This is a genomic window from Streptomyces marispadix, from assembly GCF_022524345.1.
Taxonomy (GTDB): Bacteria; Actinomycetota; Actinomycetes; order Streptomycetales; family Streptomycetaceae; genus Streptomyces; species Streptomyces marispadix.
In genome coordinates this window covers 1,375,359-1,391,991 of record NZ_JAKWJU010000002.1, presented here as the reverse complement: position 1 = coordinate 1,391,991, position 16,633 = coordinate 1,375,359, and the positions used below count along the sequence as shown (strand labels likewise).

At 72.3% G+C, this 16,633-nt stretch carries 11 protein-coding genes; 4 read left to right on the top strand and 7 right to left on the bottom strand.

The genetic code is table 11. From position 1 onward, the window contains the following. Nucleotides 1–99 precede the first annotated feature (99 nt). The 6 genes from MMA15_RS05995 to MMA15_RS05970 form a co-directional block, all read right to left on the bottom strand. A complete protein-coding gene (locus tag MMA15_RS05995; protein WP_241057981.1) occupies nucleotides 100–2,205 on the bottom strand; it encodes a hypothetical protein in 2,106 nt (701 codons plus the stop codon). A 208-nt stretch (nucleotides 2,206–2,413) separates the two neighbouring features. Then, the gene (locus MMA15_RS05990; protein WP_241057980.1) at nucleotides 2,414–5,536 is read right to left on the bottom strand and encodes an alpha-N-acetylglucosaminidase; all 3,123 of its coding nucleotides are present in this window, start codon (nucleotides 5,534–5,536) and stop codon (nucleotides 2,414–2,416) included. A gap of 108 nt (nucleotides 5,537–5,644) precedes the next feature. Then, nucleotides 5,645–6,301: a response regulator transcription factor gene (locus MMA15_RS05985; protein WP_241057978.1), complete on the bottom strand. Its 657-nt coding sequence runs from the start codon at nucleotides 6,299–6,301 to the stop codon at nucleotides 5,645–5,647. A gap of 174 nt (nucleotides 6,302–6,475) precedes the next feature. Then, nucleotides 6,476–7,360, bottom strand: a complete 885-nt coding sequence (locus MMA15_RS05980; RefSeq protein WP_241057976.1) for a Gfo/Idh/MocA family protein — start codon at nucleotides 7,358–7,360, stop codon at nucleotides 6,476–6,478. Next, a complete protein-coding gene (locus MMA15_RS05975) occupies nucleotides 7,357–7,728 on the bottom strand; it encodes a 5-carboxymethyl-2-hydroxymuconate Delta-isomerase (RefSeq protein WP_241057974.1) in 372 nt (123 codons plus the stop codon). Before MMA15_RS05975 ends, MMA15_RS05980 begins: the two co-directional genes overlap by 4 nt. Nucleotides 7,729–8,081: 353 nt before the next feature. After that, nucleotides 8,082–10,424, bottom strand: a complete 2,343-nt coding sequence (locus tag MMA15_RS05970; protein ID WP_372498191.1) for an MMPL family transporter — start codon at nucleotides 10,422–10,424, stop codon at nucleotides 8,082–8,084. A gap of 660 nt (nucleotides 10,425–11,084) precedes the next feature. On the opposite strand from MMA15_RS05970, the gene MMA15_RS05965 reads away from it, so the two are divergent. From MMA15_RS05965 to MMA15_RS05955, 3 genes are all read left to right on the top strand, one after another. Further along, nucleotides 11,085–12,332 (top strand): sensor histidine kinase, encoded by a 1,248-nt coding sequence (locus tag MMA15_RS05965; RefSeq protein ID WP_241063030.1) that lies wholly within the window; start codon nucleotides 11,085–11,087, stop codon nucleotides 12,330–12,332. Nucleotides 12,333–12,373: 41 nt separating this feature from the next. Further along, a complete protein-coding gene (locus MMA15_RS27805) occupies nucleotides 12,374–12,859 on the top strand; it encodes a GNAT family N-acetyltransferase (protein WP_372498322.1) in 486 nt (161 codons plus the stop codon). A gap of 110 nt (nucleotides 12,860–12,969) precedes the next feature. Then, nucleotides 12,970–13,491 carry a DinB family protein gene (locus tag MMA15_RS05955; RefSeq protein WP_241057973.1) on the top strand — a complete coding sequence of 174 codons (522 nt, stop codon included), beginning with the start codon at nucleotides 12,970–12,972 and terminating at the stop codon, nucleotides 13,489–13,491. Between the two features lie 128 nt (nucleotides 13,492–13,619). Here the strand turns inward: MMA15_RS05955 and MMA15_RS05950 are convergent, their stop codons facing one another. Further along, nucleotides 13,620–15,233, bottom strand: coding sequence for an NsdA family TPR-like regulatory protein (locus MMA15_RS05950; protein WP_241063029.1), 1,614 nt, complete (start codon nucleotides 15,231–15,233; stop codon nucleotides 13,620–13,622). 564 nt (nucleotides 15,234–15,797) lie between these two features. Here MMA15_RS05950 and lipB point away from each other — a divergent pair. Further along, the gene (gene lipB, locus MMA15_RS05945; protein WP_241057972.1) at nucleotides 15,798–16,607 is read left to right on the top strand and encodes a lipoyl(octanoyl) transferase LipB; all 810 of its coding nucleotides are present in this window, start codon (nucleotides 15,798–15,800) and stop codon (nucleotides 16,605–16,607) included. Nucleotides 16,608–16,633 lie beyond the last annotated feature (26 nt).

Here is a 16,633-nt window from a genome sequence, read left to right as displayed (position 1 = left end):
GCCCGGTAGGGCACTTCACGTCCGTCTCGCATCGGCCGCCGTACTCGAAGCACCGAGAGCAGGACCGTCAGCGGGCGGAGGCGACCGTCCCTCGTGCGGTCAGCGCGGCTCGCCCAGCTTCTCGCCGTTCGACAACTTCGCGGTGAGCTTCGCCTTCGCGCCCTTCTGCGCGGACAGCACCAGCCGCCGCCCGGGCCAAGTGCCGCTCAGGCTCCGCGACTTGCCCTTCCCCGACACGCTGATGGCCGTCACCTTCCGGCTGCCCGCGGCCAGCACGTACCACTCGCCCGCGCGGGACTTCCACAGCCCGCCGCTCAGTGCGTGAGGCTCGCGGGGACCGCACGCCGGGGTGTCCACCGCGCGGGAGGTGAACGTGGACTGCTCGCCGGGCTCTGTGCCCGGCTGCCGGAAGCCGGTGAGCACACGTGCTCCACGGCCGCGCCAGGTCTCCCCGCGAGTGCACGACCAGACCACCGAACCGGCGCCGCCCGGCAGCGACTGCGTGGCGAACTGCCAGGAGTTGACGGAGCGCACGCCCGCGCCGAGCATCGTGCGCAGGCCGCAGGCCGTGTTCGACAGCCGCTCCCGAGCGGCCGCCCCCGTCGCGTCCTTCGGCTTCTTCCCCGGGTTGCCGCCGGTGATCCTCGCGGGCGTCAACTCGCCGAGATCCGTGTAGAGATGACGCGTCGAGTGGTCGCGCGAGGACAGCAGCAGGCCGGGCCAGCGGTGGCATCCGCCAGGGCCGGCGTCGGCGCCCGTAAGCGACGTGAGCACCCCGTCGTCCTCACGGCTCAGCGGCCTGCCTTCCTCGTCCGGCTGAAGCAGATCCACCTCGGCCGCCTTCGAGACCCAAGGTGCCGTCAGGTAACGGACGTTGGAGTCGCTGCGGTTGACCACCAGCGCCCCGGAGTCGGCCGTACCCGCGCCGTCCGTACGGGCGATGTCCAGCGTCGCCCCGCCGCTGTCGGCGCCCTCGGGCTCCGAGTAGCGGGCCACGCGCAGCCCGTCGTGCAGCATGACGACCCGGGTGCCGTCGATCCGCCCCGCGTACAGCAGTTGAGGGGGACCGGAGGGCGGCCCTGCGGCGGTGCCGCGTGTGACCGACACCCGCACGCCGTCGCCGGGCCGCGCCCAGACGTTCAACGCCCGCCGCAGCAGCTCGTGGTCGCGGGTGAGGTCGCCACGGGCCGGCCATGCGGAGAAGTCGGTACGTGACGAACGTTTCCACACGCCGGGGGCGGCCCGGGTCAACGAGCCCGGGTCCAGGGCCATTTCGGCGGCGGGATTACGGGCGTAGGGCGGTGCCGCCGCACCGTCCGGGCCCCAGGAGTCCCCGGGCAGCCCGAGCAGCGCACCGCATACGGCCACCGCGGCGACCGCGGCGAACACAGCGCGCAGATGCTGCCGGCGCCGCAGCAGATCGGTGGGCCGGGCCTGTAGAGAGCAGGGGTCGAACTCCGAAGTACCCGGCAGGGGACGGTCGTTGCTGCCCTCCGGAAGCCGGATTCCGGCGCCCTCCGCGAGCGCCCCCGCCGGGTCCTCGACCTCGGCGGCCTCCAGCACCCGGCACACCTCGGCCTCGGTCATGCCCTCCCAGCCGCGCAGCGCACAGGCCGCCCTGGCCGCCCCCGAGACCTCCGACAGGGCCTTCTCCAGGGCGAGTTCGTAGGCGCCGCCGGAACGCGGGAAGAGCCGCAGCCCGAGTACGAGCGGGAAGAGCCCGGGACGCACCGGCAGCGGCGGCAGCCGCCAGGGGCCGAGTCGCCGCTGCCGTTCACCGGCCAGCGCGGCCCGCAGCACCCGAGTGGTCAGATAGGCGTACGCGCCACCGCGAGGGCCGCCCGAACTCACCCCGGTGCCATCGGTGTTGAGGTTCGCGCCGGTGGACTCGCCGGTGGACTCGCCGGTCTCGTCCACGTCCACCGTCTCCGCCGCGGCCCCGGCCTTCCCCGCTTTCCCGGCCTTACCGGTCTTCCCGGCGCCGGGCCCGGCGCTCTCGCCCGTGCCGCCGTCGGCACCGGCGTGGCGCTGCGCGGGCAGCGGGCTCACCTTGGCGTCGCCGCGTCCGCGCGGCAGCGCCCGCTGTACGAGCGAGTGCGCGGTCAGAACCCGGCGGTGCCGGTCGAGCGAGGGCGGCAGTACGAGATAGGCCAGCCGTACCAGGCGCGGATAGTGCTCGACGAGCGCGGACTGCGCCTGCTCCACGTCGACGAAGCCTGACGATGTACGTGAGTTGTGCGAAGTCGCTTCCGAGAGGGCCACGTCCACGAGAACGAACGACCCTTGGCTTGGTCACCGGGCGTCCGGCGGTCCAGCGACCCGGGGGACCGCACGGCCCCGGCGCCGCGACCGGGTCCCCGGCTGCGCCGCCGCGCGCCTGCCGCCGCCCCTCACCCGTACCGGGCAGGGAAGTTCAGCGCACGCCCCAGTCGGCGAACTCCACCGTGCCCCGGGCTCCCGTGCCGCCGTTCGTCGCCGACATGAACATCCCGACGTCCTGCCGGGCACGCACGCCCGGAACGGTCACGGTCCCCACGGAGCGCCAGTTCTTCCCGTCGTCCGTGGACAGTTCGCCCTTGAAGGACCGCCCGTCGCGGCTGAGGCGCAGCAGTACGGGGGCGCCGACCCCGGTGACACGCTCGTACCGGTCGAGCTGTCCGTCGCCGTCGGAGTCGTAGGAGAGGACCACGCCGTTGCGCGGCGTCACAGACAGGCTGACGAATCCGGGCGACGCAGCACCGGGCAGATCGTTGCGTGCGACGATCCCCGCACGCGCCCAAGGCCCGGTCTCCTCCTGCGCGTTGACGCGCACGGTCGCCGCGCTGCCGCTGCGCAGGGCGCCCTCACGGTAGACGGAACCGAAGTGGGAGGTGCCCTTCCACATGTCGTCGCCGGCGCCGTTGACGGCGAAGCGCTCGCCGAGCTGACCGAACACGGCCTCGTTGGTGCTGAACGTCGACAGCCCGCCGTCCAGCGGGCCCGCCACATAGAGCTTGCCCTGCTGCGGCATGCGGACCCGGCGCTCGCCCTCCGGGCCGTACTCCACGGCGAGTTCGTACTCCAGCGGCCTCAGCGGATCCTTCAGCTCGTCCTCCGGCGCCCGCACCCGCCAGGTCACGTCGGCGCTGCTGCCCTGATCCACGCGCAGCACCGACGTCGAACCCTGCGGCTCGGCGTCCTTCAGCCCGGTGAGGGAGAAGTCGACGACTCCGGTCGGGCGCAGTCCGCTCTCGTTGCGGAAGGTGGCCTTGAACTTCCCCGACGCCCCCGGAGGCAGCGTCGCCGGATCGGACTCGGTCTTGAGGCTGCCCTGGAACGGCGCCTTGGCGAGCGCTTCCTGCACGCGGAGCGCGGTCCGGTGCACGTCCCCCGAGGGCCGCTGCGGATACGTCTTGTGCTCCCGCGTCCAGGCGTCCTCCATCGCGTACCAGTCGAAGCTCTTGGGCGTCCTGCCGTCGGCGAGGGCGTCCTCCAGCTCCTCCAGATAGGCGCGCCACTGCGGCAGGTGGAAGTCGCCGATGAGGCCCTGCCAGTCGCGGTTCGCGTAGTTGGCTAGCAGGCCCCTGTCGGCGGCCGGACGGTCCGCCCAGGCGGTGATCAGCGTGCGTGCGGTGACTTCCAGCTTGTCCTGCTCGGCGGTGTCGCCGCCCAGTCCGCGTGCGTCGGCCAGCCAGGGGCCCAGCAGGAAGGAGCGGTGAGTGCCGGCCATCTCGTCGCTGAGCTTCATCAGCGACAGCCACAGATTGGCCACCTTGCGGAAGGCGGCCACGTCCTCCTGCTCGTACGCCGTCTTCAGCTTCCCGATCAGCAGCCACGAACGGTTCGCGAGCGCCTGGCGTGCGACGTCCGCGAGGTCGTAGCGGTAGGCGTCGCTGCCGCGCAGCGATTCGCCCACGTCCAGCAGCGCCGTCAGCGCGGCGTCGAAGTCGGCGAGGTCGAACGCCGGGGTGTGGGTGGCGTAGTGGGCTCCGGAACGCGCGTCCAGGCTGGGCCGCGCCGCGAAGATGCTGTCGTGCGGGCGGCCGTCGGTGCTGCCGATCTCGTACGCGGTGCCGCGCAGCGCGGCGAGCGCGGCGCGTGCCCGCGCGTCGTCGCCGCCGTAGCGCAGCTTCGCGTAACCGGCGAACCACTGCTTACGGTCGACGGCCTCCTCCCGCCAGGCCAGCTCGCTGAACAGCTCGAAGGCGAGAGGATCGCGGTGGGTGGCCTCCGGCATATAGGCGGTGCCGGTCAGCTTGCTGCCGGTCTTGTCCCGCCACTGTGTGAACCGCTCGGTCCACATCTGGGTCTTCGCGCCCAGCGTCGTACGGCCGCCGAAGTTGGGGATGGTGCCGAACGCGTAGGGCACACCGCCCCAGTCGCTCTCGCGGCTGGTGATCTTCTCCAGGTCGGAGAGCCCGTCGACGACCAGAGCGCGGTCCTTGTGCTGGAGCGAGTCGAGCAGTTCGCGGCGGGGGTTCCTCTGCCAGCCGAGGATCACCCATGTCGCACCGGGCAGCGCGGCCTGAAGGGCCTTCTCCACTGCCTGTGCCGCGTCCGGCACGGGCACGTCGCCGGCCTTGCCGCCCTCGTGCAGCAGATCCATCTTGACGTGCCGGATCTCGCCGAAGACGTCCTTCTGGTGCTTGTAGTACGCGGCGGCGACCTTGCGGAACACCGATGTGCGCGGGTCGAGCCACGCGGGCCTGTTCAGGCCGTTCCAGTCGCCCTGCGGCACGGTACGGCCGCCGGTGTTCCGCTCGGAGAAGTCGTCGGGGACGGTGCCGAAGTAGCCGGGGAGCACGGCGTGCATGCCCAGTTCGCGCAGCCGCGTCACGATGCGCCTGCCCAGTTCCTCGCGCTTGTTCAGCAGCGCGGAGGAGATCGGCCCGCCGTACTCGGAGAGGTTCTGCAACAGCCACCACGGCTGGTGCGAGGGCGCGGGAATCCAGCGCCGCGCCTCCTCGTCGGAGTAGCCGAAGTCCTTCAGCAGCCGGTGGTAGACGGCCTCGGAACCGGTCGTCACCAGCACCTCGTTGCAGCCGTGCAGCGCCAGTACGTCGATGAAGCGCTCCCAGTGGGCCCAGTCCGCGTAGGGGGCGGTGTAGCCGTCGTGGGTGTCGTTGAGCACGAAGCGGTGGGGAACGGTGGCGCTGCGCTCGTAGCGGGCGGCCGGCGCGGGGAGCCGCTCGGGCAGGTCGGCCTGGCTGCCCGCCCAGGAGAAGTGCGCTGCGCACGTGTACTTCAGGTACCAGTGCAGCCCGGTGAGCGCCACGGCGGGCGAGGTGCCCGCGATCTCGACGGCCCCGGCCTTCCCGGAGACCTCGAAGCGTTCCTTGCCGCCGTCGAGCGCGGTGAAGGAGATCTGACCGTGGTGGTCGGGGAGGAGGCGGCGCACGGCTGCCTCGGCGTGCTTCATGTCGGCGGGGGCCGCGGTGTGGAAACCCGGTACGGCCGGGGCCTGGGCCGCCGCCGGGCCGGTGCTCGGGCCCAGTGCGACTCCGGCGCCGAGAGCGCCTGCCGTACCCAGAAGTGTGCGTCTGTTGATGTCCTCCACTGCGTGCTCCACTTCGCCGAGACATCGCTGTCACCGCTGACACATTCGGTGCGCACGCTAATGGAGTCTTGTGTGCTTATACGAGAGGGCGCGGCAAGATGATGCTGGTCAGCCCCGGTCAGACCCGTCCAGATAAGCGAGCACGGCGAGCACGCGACGGTTGTCGTCGTCGGACGGCGGAAGCCCCAACTTCCCGAAGATATTTGACGTGTGCTTTCCGACGGCCCGCTCGGTGACGACGAGCGCGGAGGCGATCGCGGCATTGGACCGGCCCTGCGCCATGAGATCCATCACTTCCCGTTCGCGATCGGTGAGCTTCGCCATGGGCGCCTCCGTGGAACGCCGTGAGAGAAGCTGCTGGATCACCTGCGGGTCCATCGCGGTGCCTCCCGCTGCGACCCGCCGTACGGCGTCGACGAACTGCTCCGCGTCGAAGACCCGGTCCTTGAGCAGATAACCGACGCCGCCCGAGCCGTCCGCGAGCAGCTCACGCGCGTAGAGCTGCTCGACGTGCTGCGAGAGCACCAGCACCGGCAGCCCGGGGCGTCGGCGGCGGGCCTCCAGCGCGCACTGGAGCCCCTCGTCGCTGAAGGACGGCGGCAGCCGCACGTCGACGACGGCCACGTCGGGCTCCAGCTCCTTCAGCGCCCTGCTCAGCTCGGGGCCGTTGTCCACGGTCGCGGCGATCTCGAAGCCGAAGGCCTCCAGCATCCGGACCAGGCCGTCCCGCAGCAGGAAGAGGTCTTCGGCGATGACGACGCGCACGGGTCCTCCTCGGCGGCCGGGAAGCCCGGAGTGCCGGGCGGGCTGGGACGTGTCCCGAATCTACCGGCAGGGGAAGGCAGTTGCGGGCCGACAGGAGGTATTGATCCCTTGTGCCCGAGATGTTCGGAATGTACGGCCTCGATGAGACGTCGATCCCCCTGCGCAGGGCCTGCTCTACGGAAGAGCGGCCTCCGTGGCCGTGAGGATCTCCGTGACCCGCTGGGCGAAACGGACATCACAGGCATGTGCCTCGCCGGTGCGTGCCGACTCGGTCAACGCGTCGACCGCGCGCATCAACGCGTCGACCGGAGACTCCTCCCGCTGCGGCAGCGTCGCCGTCCCCGCGGCGCCCCTGACCTCGGCGGTGACACCGGCAGCGGCGGGCGGCACGGAGTGGCTGAGCGCGCAGGTGCTGGAGGCGCCGCCCGTGTGCCGGAGGATGACGTGCACGGTGTCGCCGTGGCCGCGTGCCGCCCTTACGGCGTCGAGATCCTCCACGTCGCCGAGCACCGGCAGCAGCACCGACAGCGCGTGCGGCCCGACGTCCCACAGCGCGCCCTTCTCCCGGCGCCAGGGCGAGGCCGTATAGGGGGAGTCGGCACCGCCGAAGACGGGCGAGAGCCAGTCGGCGCGGCCCGTCAACCACGGCCCGGCGGCGGCCTGTTCGGCGATCCACGCGGCGGTCGGCTCGCTGAAGCGCAGCGTGAAGAAGACGACGGACGCCACGCCCGCGGACTCCGCCGCGGCCGTGACCTGGCGTGCGGCGCCCGGTGTCGTCGCCACGGGCTTGTCCAGCAGCAGATGGCAGCCGGCCTCGGCGGCACGCACCGCCAGCGGCGCCTGCACATCCGGCGGGAGAGCGACGGCGACCGCGTCGCAGTCGGTCAGCAGCGCGTCGACGTCGTCGTAGGCGCGGGTCCCCAGGTCGCCGGCGAGCTGCGCCGCCGCGTCGGAGCGGCGTCCCCACACGCCGGTGAGCTGTACGTCCTTGTGTGCGGCGAGCGCCGGGCCATGGGTGTTCTGCGCCCAGGGGCCCGTGCCGAGCAGTCCGAATCTCATGTGTGGTCCTCTTCCGTGTGACTGGCGTAGCTGCCGCGGGAGAGGTCGCAGACGTCGACGGAGGTGTGCAGGGTGACGCCCGGCGTCGGCTTGACGTGGTCCCGGGCGAGTCCGAGTACTGCGCGGGAGAGTTCGGCCTTCGCCTCGGGGGTACGGCCGGAGAGCAGCGCCACCTCGACGTGGAGCATCGCGACCTCGTCCGTGCCGTCCGCGATCACGCACTCCTCGATCTGCCGGAAGCGGGTCTTGCAGCCGGCGACGGAGCCCACGACTGTCCGTGCGAGAAGCGGGTGCAGAGCGAGTCCGAAGCCGCGGCGGTCGAAAGTGTCGGCGAGGGCGTCGGAGTAGTCGACTGTGATGTGCGGCATGGGGGCAGGGTACGGGCTGGAGCTGTGCCCCACGAGAGAAGCTCGCCGGATCGTGCCACGTGGTCAGCGGCCCGGCGCGGCGCGGGAATTGCGGCTCTGAGCTGCTGGAACGCCGGGTGTCGGGGAGTCGGCCGCGAGAGCGGAGCGGCCGCGTCACCCCGGCGTCCCGGCCGCCGCGTACATGCCGCGGCGACCGGGACGCGCCGTCGTCCTCGGACGTGGCCGGAACCTGATCACCGGAACCGGCGATGGACTTGCCCGTCCGGTGTCCCGTACGCATCCGATACGCGTACGCGTCCGATACGCGCCCCGTGCGTGCGCCCGTACACGACCCCTATGCGTCCCTGGCGGACTCAGCGAGGCCGTGAGGCGGCCGTGCCGCCGTCCCGTTCCGCAGGCCGCGCGGGCCGGTCGGCGGACGTCGCACCCGCCCCGGGTCCGGCGGCTGCCGCCCCTGACGTGGCTGCCGACGTGGCTGCCGACATGGAGGGGGCAGGCGTCAGTGAGACCGGGGCCGGGGCCGGATCTCCGTGCGAGAAGTCGGGCAATCCCCGCAGCATGCGCGGCAGATACCAGTTGCGTTCGCCGAGCAGCGTCATCACCGCGGGCAGCAGCACCATCCGTACGACGGTCGCATCCAGCAGTACGGCCGCCGCGAGCCCGATGCCCATCTGCTGCATGTCCTGCATCGACAGCGTGCCGAAGACCGCGAACACAGCCACCATGATCACGGCCGCGCCGGTGACCGCGCCCGCCGTGGCGCGTACGCCCTCGCGGATCGCCTCCCGGGTCCCGGCGCCCCGCTGGTGCGCCTCACGGATCCGCGAGACGACGAAGACGTGGTAGTCCATCGACAGCCCGAAGAGCACCACCAGCACGAACAGCGGCATCCACGACTCGATCGCCCCCACCGCCTCCGTGCCCAGCGGCTCCGCGCCCCAGCCGTGCTGGAAGACGGCCGTCATCACTCCGTACGCGGCTCCTACGGAGAGCAGATTGAGCACCACGGACACGAACGCGACGGGCAGCGAACGGAAGCCGACCAGCATCAGCAGGAACGTGACGGCCGTGATGAAGGCGAGGACCGGCACGATGCCGCGGTGTAGCTGGTCGTCGAAGTCCATGGAACCGGCGAGTTCACCGCCCACATACGCCTGGCCGTCGTGTGCGACGGGGGCGAGCGTCCGCGGAACGAGCGTGCCGCGCAGCCGTTCGACTGCGGCCTTGGACGTGGCGTCCTTGCCGTCGCCGGCCAGTACCACGTCGATCTCGACGACGTCCGCGGAGCGGTGCACGGTCGTCTTCACGACCTCGCCGCCGCTCGCGCTTCCGGCCCCGCTTCCGGCCCCGCTTCCGTCCTGGGATCGGCCGCCCGTGCCGAAGTGCCCGTCGGCGCGGGCCCGTTCGGTGAACTCGGCGATCGCGGCCCGCACCCGGGGCGCGTCCACGTCGTCGGCCTTCAGCACGACCTTGGCGGGCGAGGGCCCGCCGGGAAAGGTCCCGGCGATAGCCTCGGAGGCCGCCCGCAGCGGAGTGCCGGAGGGCATCTGCTGGTCGAGGGTGAGCTGTTCGGTCTTCATGCCGAGCATCGGCGCGGCGAGCAGCAGCATCACCGCCGCCGCCAGCACGGCGGACACCCCCGGCGCCGCCAGCACGGGCCGAAGCACCGCCGCCGAGATCCGTCCGCCCTCGCGGCGCCGCCCGCGCTCCCCGCGGCGCGTGCTCTTGCGCCCGCCACGTGTGCCGCCGTGCCCGCCGCCGGTGAAGGGCAGCCGTCCGCGTTCGACCCGGTCGCCCAGCCATGACAGCAGCGCGGGCAGGATCGTCACCGACCCGAGCATCGCGATGAACACGACCAGGATCGTGGCCACGGCGAAGCCCTTGAACATCAGCAGCCCGGACAGGAACAGTCCGGCCATCGCCACCATCACCGTCAGCCCCGACACCAGTACGGCACGCCCGCTGGTGGCCGCGGCCACGCGCAGCGCGGTCTCGGCGTCCCGGCCGGCGGCACGCTCGTCGCGCTCCCTGCGCAGATAGAACAGGCAGTAGTCGATGCCGACCGCGAGACCCATCAGCAGCATCACCGAGCTGGTCGTATCGAAGATGTGCAGCCCGTGACTGACCAGCGCCAGCAGCCCGTTGGCCGCGACGAACGCCGTGACGGCCAGCGCCACCGGGAGCAACGCGGCGACCAGCGCACCGAAGGCGACCAGCAGAATCCCCAACGCCAGTGGTACGGCCGTCCATTCGGCCTTCGCGAAGTCGTCGCCGAGCATGCCCGAAAGCCACTTGTCGCCGCTGGCCTGCCCGTACTGGTGGACGGTGACGCCCTCGCCGTCGTGTGCGGCGCGCACCTTCGCCACGGCGTCCACGACCGGCCCCACCCTGTCGCCGGCGCTCTCCGGGTCGCCCCGCATCGTGAAGTTCAGCAGTGCGGCCTTGCCGTCCTCCGACGGTATGGGGCGCCGCGCGCTGTGCGTCTCGCCGGTGGCCTCCACCGCCGCCGCGACCTCGCCCGCGGCAAGGCGCCAGCCGCCCGGCGTATCGCTGGTCACCATCACCGTCTCGCCCGCGGGTGCCTCGATCCCGGCGTCCTCCAGGATGCGCTGCGCGCGTGCCGAGTCGCCCGCCATTCCCTCGGACTGGCTCACCTCCGCGACGCCGGTCACGCCGCCGAGGACCGCCGCGAGCACGACGAAGAGCAGCCAGCCAGCCGAAGACGGCCGCCTTACGGTGCCCGGTGCTCCAGCCGCCGAGCCGTGCGGCCAGCCCCGGGCGGCGGGGCCTGCGGCGCTCGTACCAGCCCTGGTCGTCGTAGCGCCACGGCTCCTCGCGTTCGGGGCCGTGCCGTCGTGACTGCGCCTGTGCCTGTGCCTGCGCCTGTGTTCGTGTCCGGGCCCGCGTTCGCATCCGGGTCCGGGTCCGGGTCCGGGTCCGGGCCGGCGTCCGTCTCTGCTCCGGCGTCTCGCGCATCGGTGAACTCCCCCTCGTCCTGGGCTTTTCCGGGTCCCCGGGCGCTGCCCCCGGGGACGTGCTGACCGGTCGTCTCGACGCTAGGAAGCCGGGCGCGGCGCCCCCAGCCGCCGAGGTCCCCTGTCGGGGGAGGGGGCGATAGCAGTACGGGGGTGGCGCCAGCCACACCCCCGTAGGGGGGCCGGTCCCCCTGCCCGTACGGGCTGGAGCAGCGCAGACTGTGGCTATGACGCCCGGCGAGCACGAGGCCGGGGCCAAGAGCGGGGACGGACAGAAGGAGCGGCAGTGTGAGTCAGCGGGCAGCGGCAGAGGGAGCATTCGCGGGCCCGTCCCCGGCGCGCCCGCGGACGAGGACGTTCCGGGAACGCACAGGACAGGCCCTGACCGCGGCCGTTCGCGGTCTCGCGCTGTGTCTGCTGTCGCTGGGGGCGTCGCTCGCGCTGTTCATCGTCAGCGTGGTGTCGATCGCGTTGATCGTGGTCGGCGTCGGCCTGTTCACCACCCCCGCGGTCACGCATCTCGTACGCATGCACGCCAACCAGCGCCGCTACCTCGCATACGACTGGGCCGGTCTCACCGTCCCCTCGCCCTACCGTCCGCTGCCGCCGGCCGACGACGGCCTCGGCGGCACGGTCAAGCGCTGCACCCGTCTGCTTCGCGACCCGGCGACCTGGCGGGATCTGATCTGGCTGCTGACGGACGCGGTCTTCGGCTTCGTCACGGCGCTCTTCCCGCCCGCGTTCATCGCCTACGGGATCGAGGGCTTCGTGATCTTCGCGGGCGTCTGGCGGGCCGTGCGGCACCACTACTGGTACGCCTTCATCCCGGTCGAGGGATTCGGTACGGCCACTCTGTGCGCGTGCCTCGGCGCCCTGCTGATCGTGCTCGCGACCGGCGTCAGCCCGCACTTCGTGCGCGGCCACTTCCTCATCGTCAAGGCCATGATCTCGCCCACCCGGGGCGCACGCCTGGAGCAGCGCGTCGAGCGGCTCTACGAGACACGTCACGACGCCGTCGACTCCTCGGCGGCCGAACTGCGCCGTATCGAACGGGACTTGCACGACGGCGCACAGGCACGACTGGTCTCGATGGGCATGAGCCTGGGCACCATCGAGGCCCTCATCGAGAAGGACCCGGCCCAGGCGAAGAAGCTCATCGCACAGGCACGCCAGAACTCCGCGGAGGCGCTGACCGAACTGCGCGACCTCGTAAGGGGAATCCACCCTCCGGTCCTCGCCGAGCGCGGCCTCGGCGACGCCGCGCGGGCCCTGGCACTGCGTATGCAGGTCCCCGTCGAGACGGACGTGGAACTCGACGGCCGCTTCCCCGAACCGGTCGAATCCGCCGCGTACTTCGCCATCAGCGAGGTCCTCACCAACGCGGCGAAGCACGCGAAGGCCGGACGCGTCTGGCTGGACGTCCACTACACCGACACGGAGGGCGGCATGCTGCGCATCGCCGTCACCGACGACGGCCGCGGCGGCGCCGACCCGGCGAAGGGCACGGGCATGACGGGCATCGAGCGGCGGCTGGCGCGCTTCGACGGCATCCTCGCGGTGAGCAGCCCACCGGGCGGGCCGACCATGGTGACGATGGAGATCCCGTGCCAGACGGTGCGGGCGGGGTGAGCGCGCCGCGTCCTGGCGGTAGACAACAGGCGTGCGTACGGCTGGAGTCGAGCCCGCCCCTCGGCGACGCCGCGCTCAACGCGCTGTTCGCGGCCTCGTGGCCGGATCACGAACCGACCGATTTCGGCGCGCGGTTGCGGCACAGCCTGCTGTGGGTCGCGGCCTTCCGCGAGTACGCGGGGGACGAACGCGATGAACACGGTGGGCGCGATGACGACGGCGGACGCGTCGGATGCGATGAACACGACGAACCCGATGCACACCACGGACGCGATGTACGCGGCCGACTCGTCGGATTCGTCAACGTCTTGGGCGACGGCGGCGTTCACGCATTCGTGCTGGACACGACCGTGCACCCGTCGGCACGGCGCCGGGGACTGGGGGTTCGGCTCGTGCGTCGCGCGGCCGACGAGGCGAGCCGCGCGGGCGCGCGATGGCTGCACGTCGACTACGAGGAGCATCTGAGCGGCTTCTACGCCCGCTGCGGCTTCCGCCCCACCGCTGCGGGACTGCGCCGGCTGGGCTGAGCGAACCGGCCCACTGACCCGTGGCACACGGTCCCACCGGCCCACGGCTCCGCCCGGGAGGGCTGCCCGCCGCAGGCGCGATTGTCAGTGCTCGGCTCTAGCGTGTGCCCATGACGTGGAGAACTCCCGAAGTGCAGCGCCCCGAGCGGGTGTCCGTGGCGGACGAGCGGGTCGCGCTGGAGAGCGCGCTCGACCTGTGCAGGGCGACCTTCCTGCACAAGTGCGGCGGTCTTACGGGCGAGCAGCTCGTCCGGCGCAGCGTCGGCCGGTCCACGATGTCCCTGCTGGGCCTGGCGAGGCACCTGGCCGGTGTCGAACGCTGGTGGTTCCGCAACCACTTCGCGGGCGAGAGCGGCCTCCCCTATGTCTTCTTCACCGAGGACAACATGGAGGGCGACTTCGACGACGGCACCCCCGAGAGCGCCCCCGGCGACTTCGAGATCTACCACCGTGAGGTCGCCGCGGCCCGCGCCGCCGTCGCGGGACGCTCCCTGGACGACACCTTCCGGCGCCCCAACGGCGAACTGGCCGATCTGCGCTGGCTGTTCGTCTATCTGATCGAGGAGTACGCGCGGCACAACGGCCACGCCGACCTGCTGCGGGAACACATCGACGGCAGGACGGGCTGGTGAGAATCAGGACGGGCTGGTGATAGAACGCTCCCGAACCTGACGGCGCAGCCCTGGGCCCACCGGACAGCGGGGCCGGAGGCCCGAGGACCAGTGCTGCCCCCGCGCCACCCGGCATGGACTCGCGCCCCTCAGTTCAAGGCGGCCACCCGCTCGCGGTAGCCCCGTACGGGCGCCGCGTCCCGGTAAGGCTCCAGCCTGCGCTCGAAGTCCCGTACGTACTCGTGGGCCCGCACGGACCGCATCTCCGCGGCCTGCTGCGCCGCCTCCGCAGCCAGCGCGCACGCCTGCTCGATCTCGCCCAGCCCGAGACGGGCCGACGCGAGCACCACACGGCAGAAGAGACGGCTGCGCGCGAAGCCCGCGCCGCGCAACTGGAGGGAGCGCTCGGCGTGCTGTGCCGCCGCGCGGTACTGCTGGAGATCCCGATGGCAGTGCCCGCTCTCGTCGGCCAGTTGGGCCTCGTCGAAGAAGCGCGCCCAATGCGGCACGTCCTCACCGGACTTCGCCGCCTCCAGCGCCCGCTCCGCACGCGCCAGCGACGACGTGCACGCACGAACCTCGCCCAGCACCCCGTGCCCCCGGGCCTCCGCGGCGTGCAGCAGCGCCTGCACCAGCGGCGGCGCTGCCGTGCCCACGCCCTGCTGTGCCACCCTCGCAAGCTGCACCGCCTCCCGGCCGTGCCCCAGATACACCGCCTGCCTGCTCATCGTCACCAGCACATAGCTGCCGTAGGCGCGGTCGCCCGCCGCCTGCGCCAGCCGCAGCGCCTGTACGAAGTAGCGCTGCGCCAGGCCGTGCGCCGCGATGTCGTACGAAGTCCAGCCCGCGAGCCGCGTCAGATCGGCGGCCGCCGCGAAGAGCCGCCGCCCCAGCTGCTCGCCGTAGACCCCGCGCAGCATCGGCTCCGCCTCGTGCTCCAGATAGCGCACGAGGGCCTGCCTGGCGTGGCCGCCGCCGTACGCGTGGTCGAGAGCGCGGAACAGTTCGCCGACCGAGCGCAGTGCGTTGACGTCCCCGACGGTGACGCGCTGGCCGGGGCCGCGTTCGGTGCGGTCCGGACGGTCCGTACGCACCGCACCCGCGGCGCCCGAGGTCCCGGCCCTCTGCGCGGCGCCCGCAGCACCCGCGGGCCCGGCGCCGCCGCCGGTACGGGCGGCTCCGGCGGACACCGGCAACGGGCCGCCGCGCACCTGCGACGGGACCCGCGCACCGGCGCCCTGACCCCGCGCGCCCACACCCGGCCCGCCGGGCCTGACGTGCCTGCCGGGGAGACCTCCGGCGGCGTCCGGCCCGGCGGCACCGGGTGCGCTCGTACCCGTGGCGGCGTCGGGATCGACTCCTCGCGCCACCCGCTCGTCGGGCCGTCCGATGAGCCAGTCACGGCTCGGGACGACCAGCCCGGCAGGCGTGAACGCGATCTTGCGCAGCTCGGCGTGGGTTCCGGAGTCCTTGCGCCACAGCCCGCTGACGATGTCCACCGCCTCCGAGGGCGTCGCCGCGAACTCCAGCCCCGCATAGACCGGGGCACAGGCGTCCAGCCCCAGATCCTGTGCGGTCAGCCGCCGGCCGAGCCGTCGCGTGAAGACCTCCGCGATCAGTGCGGGGGTCGTGCCTCGCGGCTGCTGTCCGCGCAGCCAGCGCGTCACGGACGTCTTGTCGTAGCGGAGGTCGAGTCCGTGCTCCAGCCCCAACTGGTCGACGCGCCGGGCCAGTCCGGCGTTGGAGAAGCCCGCCTCGGCGATGAGCGCGGCGAGCTGGCGGTTGGGGACGCGCTGCGAGGACTGCGACCCCGTTGCTGAAGCCGACGAAGTGGAAGCCGACGCGGTCGACGATGCGGAGGAAGCGGACCCCGGATGGGACGACGTCGGTTGGGAGTCCGCCGACGGGGACGCCCCTGTGTGGGACGCCGGGCCGGGCGGCCGCCGGCGAGTGCTGCGACTGCGGCTGGGCGGAAGGCGACGGGGAAGCGGACGGAGAAGTGGACGGGGAAGGGGACGGGGAAGGGGAGGACGTGGCGGAGCGGCCGGTGGAGGGTGAGGACTGGGCGAAGGAGTCCCCGGAACGGTCGGTGGTCATCAGCTTTACGGGCTCCTGAGCTGCGGCTTGCTGCAGGCGCCGTGGCACCCTGCGGAACGGCGCGAATTTAGCTCTCCCCTTCATGCGGCTCGCCAGGATCGATGGCCTTTTCATCCATACGTGTGAGCAGGCGGCCCGCTGCCGGAAAGCGCAGGCCCGGCCGTACAGTTTTCTGCGGGGCCGGCCGGTGCGGCCCGCCCGGCACAGTCCGGCGGAACTTTGGAGGAGCCGTGAGCGAGCTGCGCTTTGTCCGTCTGGGATTCGGAGCCGAAGCCGTCGACTACGAAGAGGCTTGGCAGGAGCAGCGCCGCGTCCACGCGGCCCGGTTCGCGGACGAGATCGCCGACACCTGCCTGCTGCTCGAGCACACCCCGGTCTTCACCGCGGGACGCCGTACCGATCCGAGCGAGCGCCCCGTAGACGGCACCCCCGTCGTCGACGTCGACCGGGGTGGGAAGATCACCTGGCACGGCCCCGGCCAGCTCGTGGGCTATCCCATTCTGAAGCTGCCCCGCCCCGTGGACGTGATCGCGCACGTGCGTCGGCTGGAGGAGGCCATGATCCGCACCTGCGCCGACTTCGGCCTGGAGACCACGCGCATCGAGGGCCGCAGCGGCGCCTGGGTGCTCGGGGACACCGCCGAGCGGCCCCGCGGCGAACTCGGCGGTCTGTCGCTGGACTTCGACGCCCGGCCCGGTGCTCAGTCCGGTGCTCAGCCCGACGACGAGGAGTACGACCCCCGGCTGAAGGGCCCCGAGTACGCACCGTCCAACGCGGGGCAGCGCGGCGAGGACCGCAAGATCGGCGCGATCGGGGTGCGCGTCGCGAAGGGCGTCACCATGCACGGCTTCGCCCTCAACTGCGACCCCGACAACACCTGGTTCGACCGCATCGTGCCCTGTGGCATCCGCGACGCGGGCGTGACGTCGCTGTCGAACGAGCTGGGCCGGGACGTGCCCGTGACCGATGTGCTGCCCGTCATGGAGAAGCACCTGCGCGAAGTCCTGGAGTCGTCGGAGCCGCTGCCCCGCGCCGTCTGAGCAGCCGCACGCCCGCCCGTGCGCAC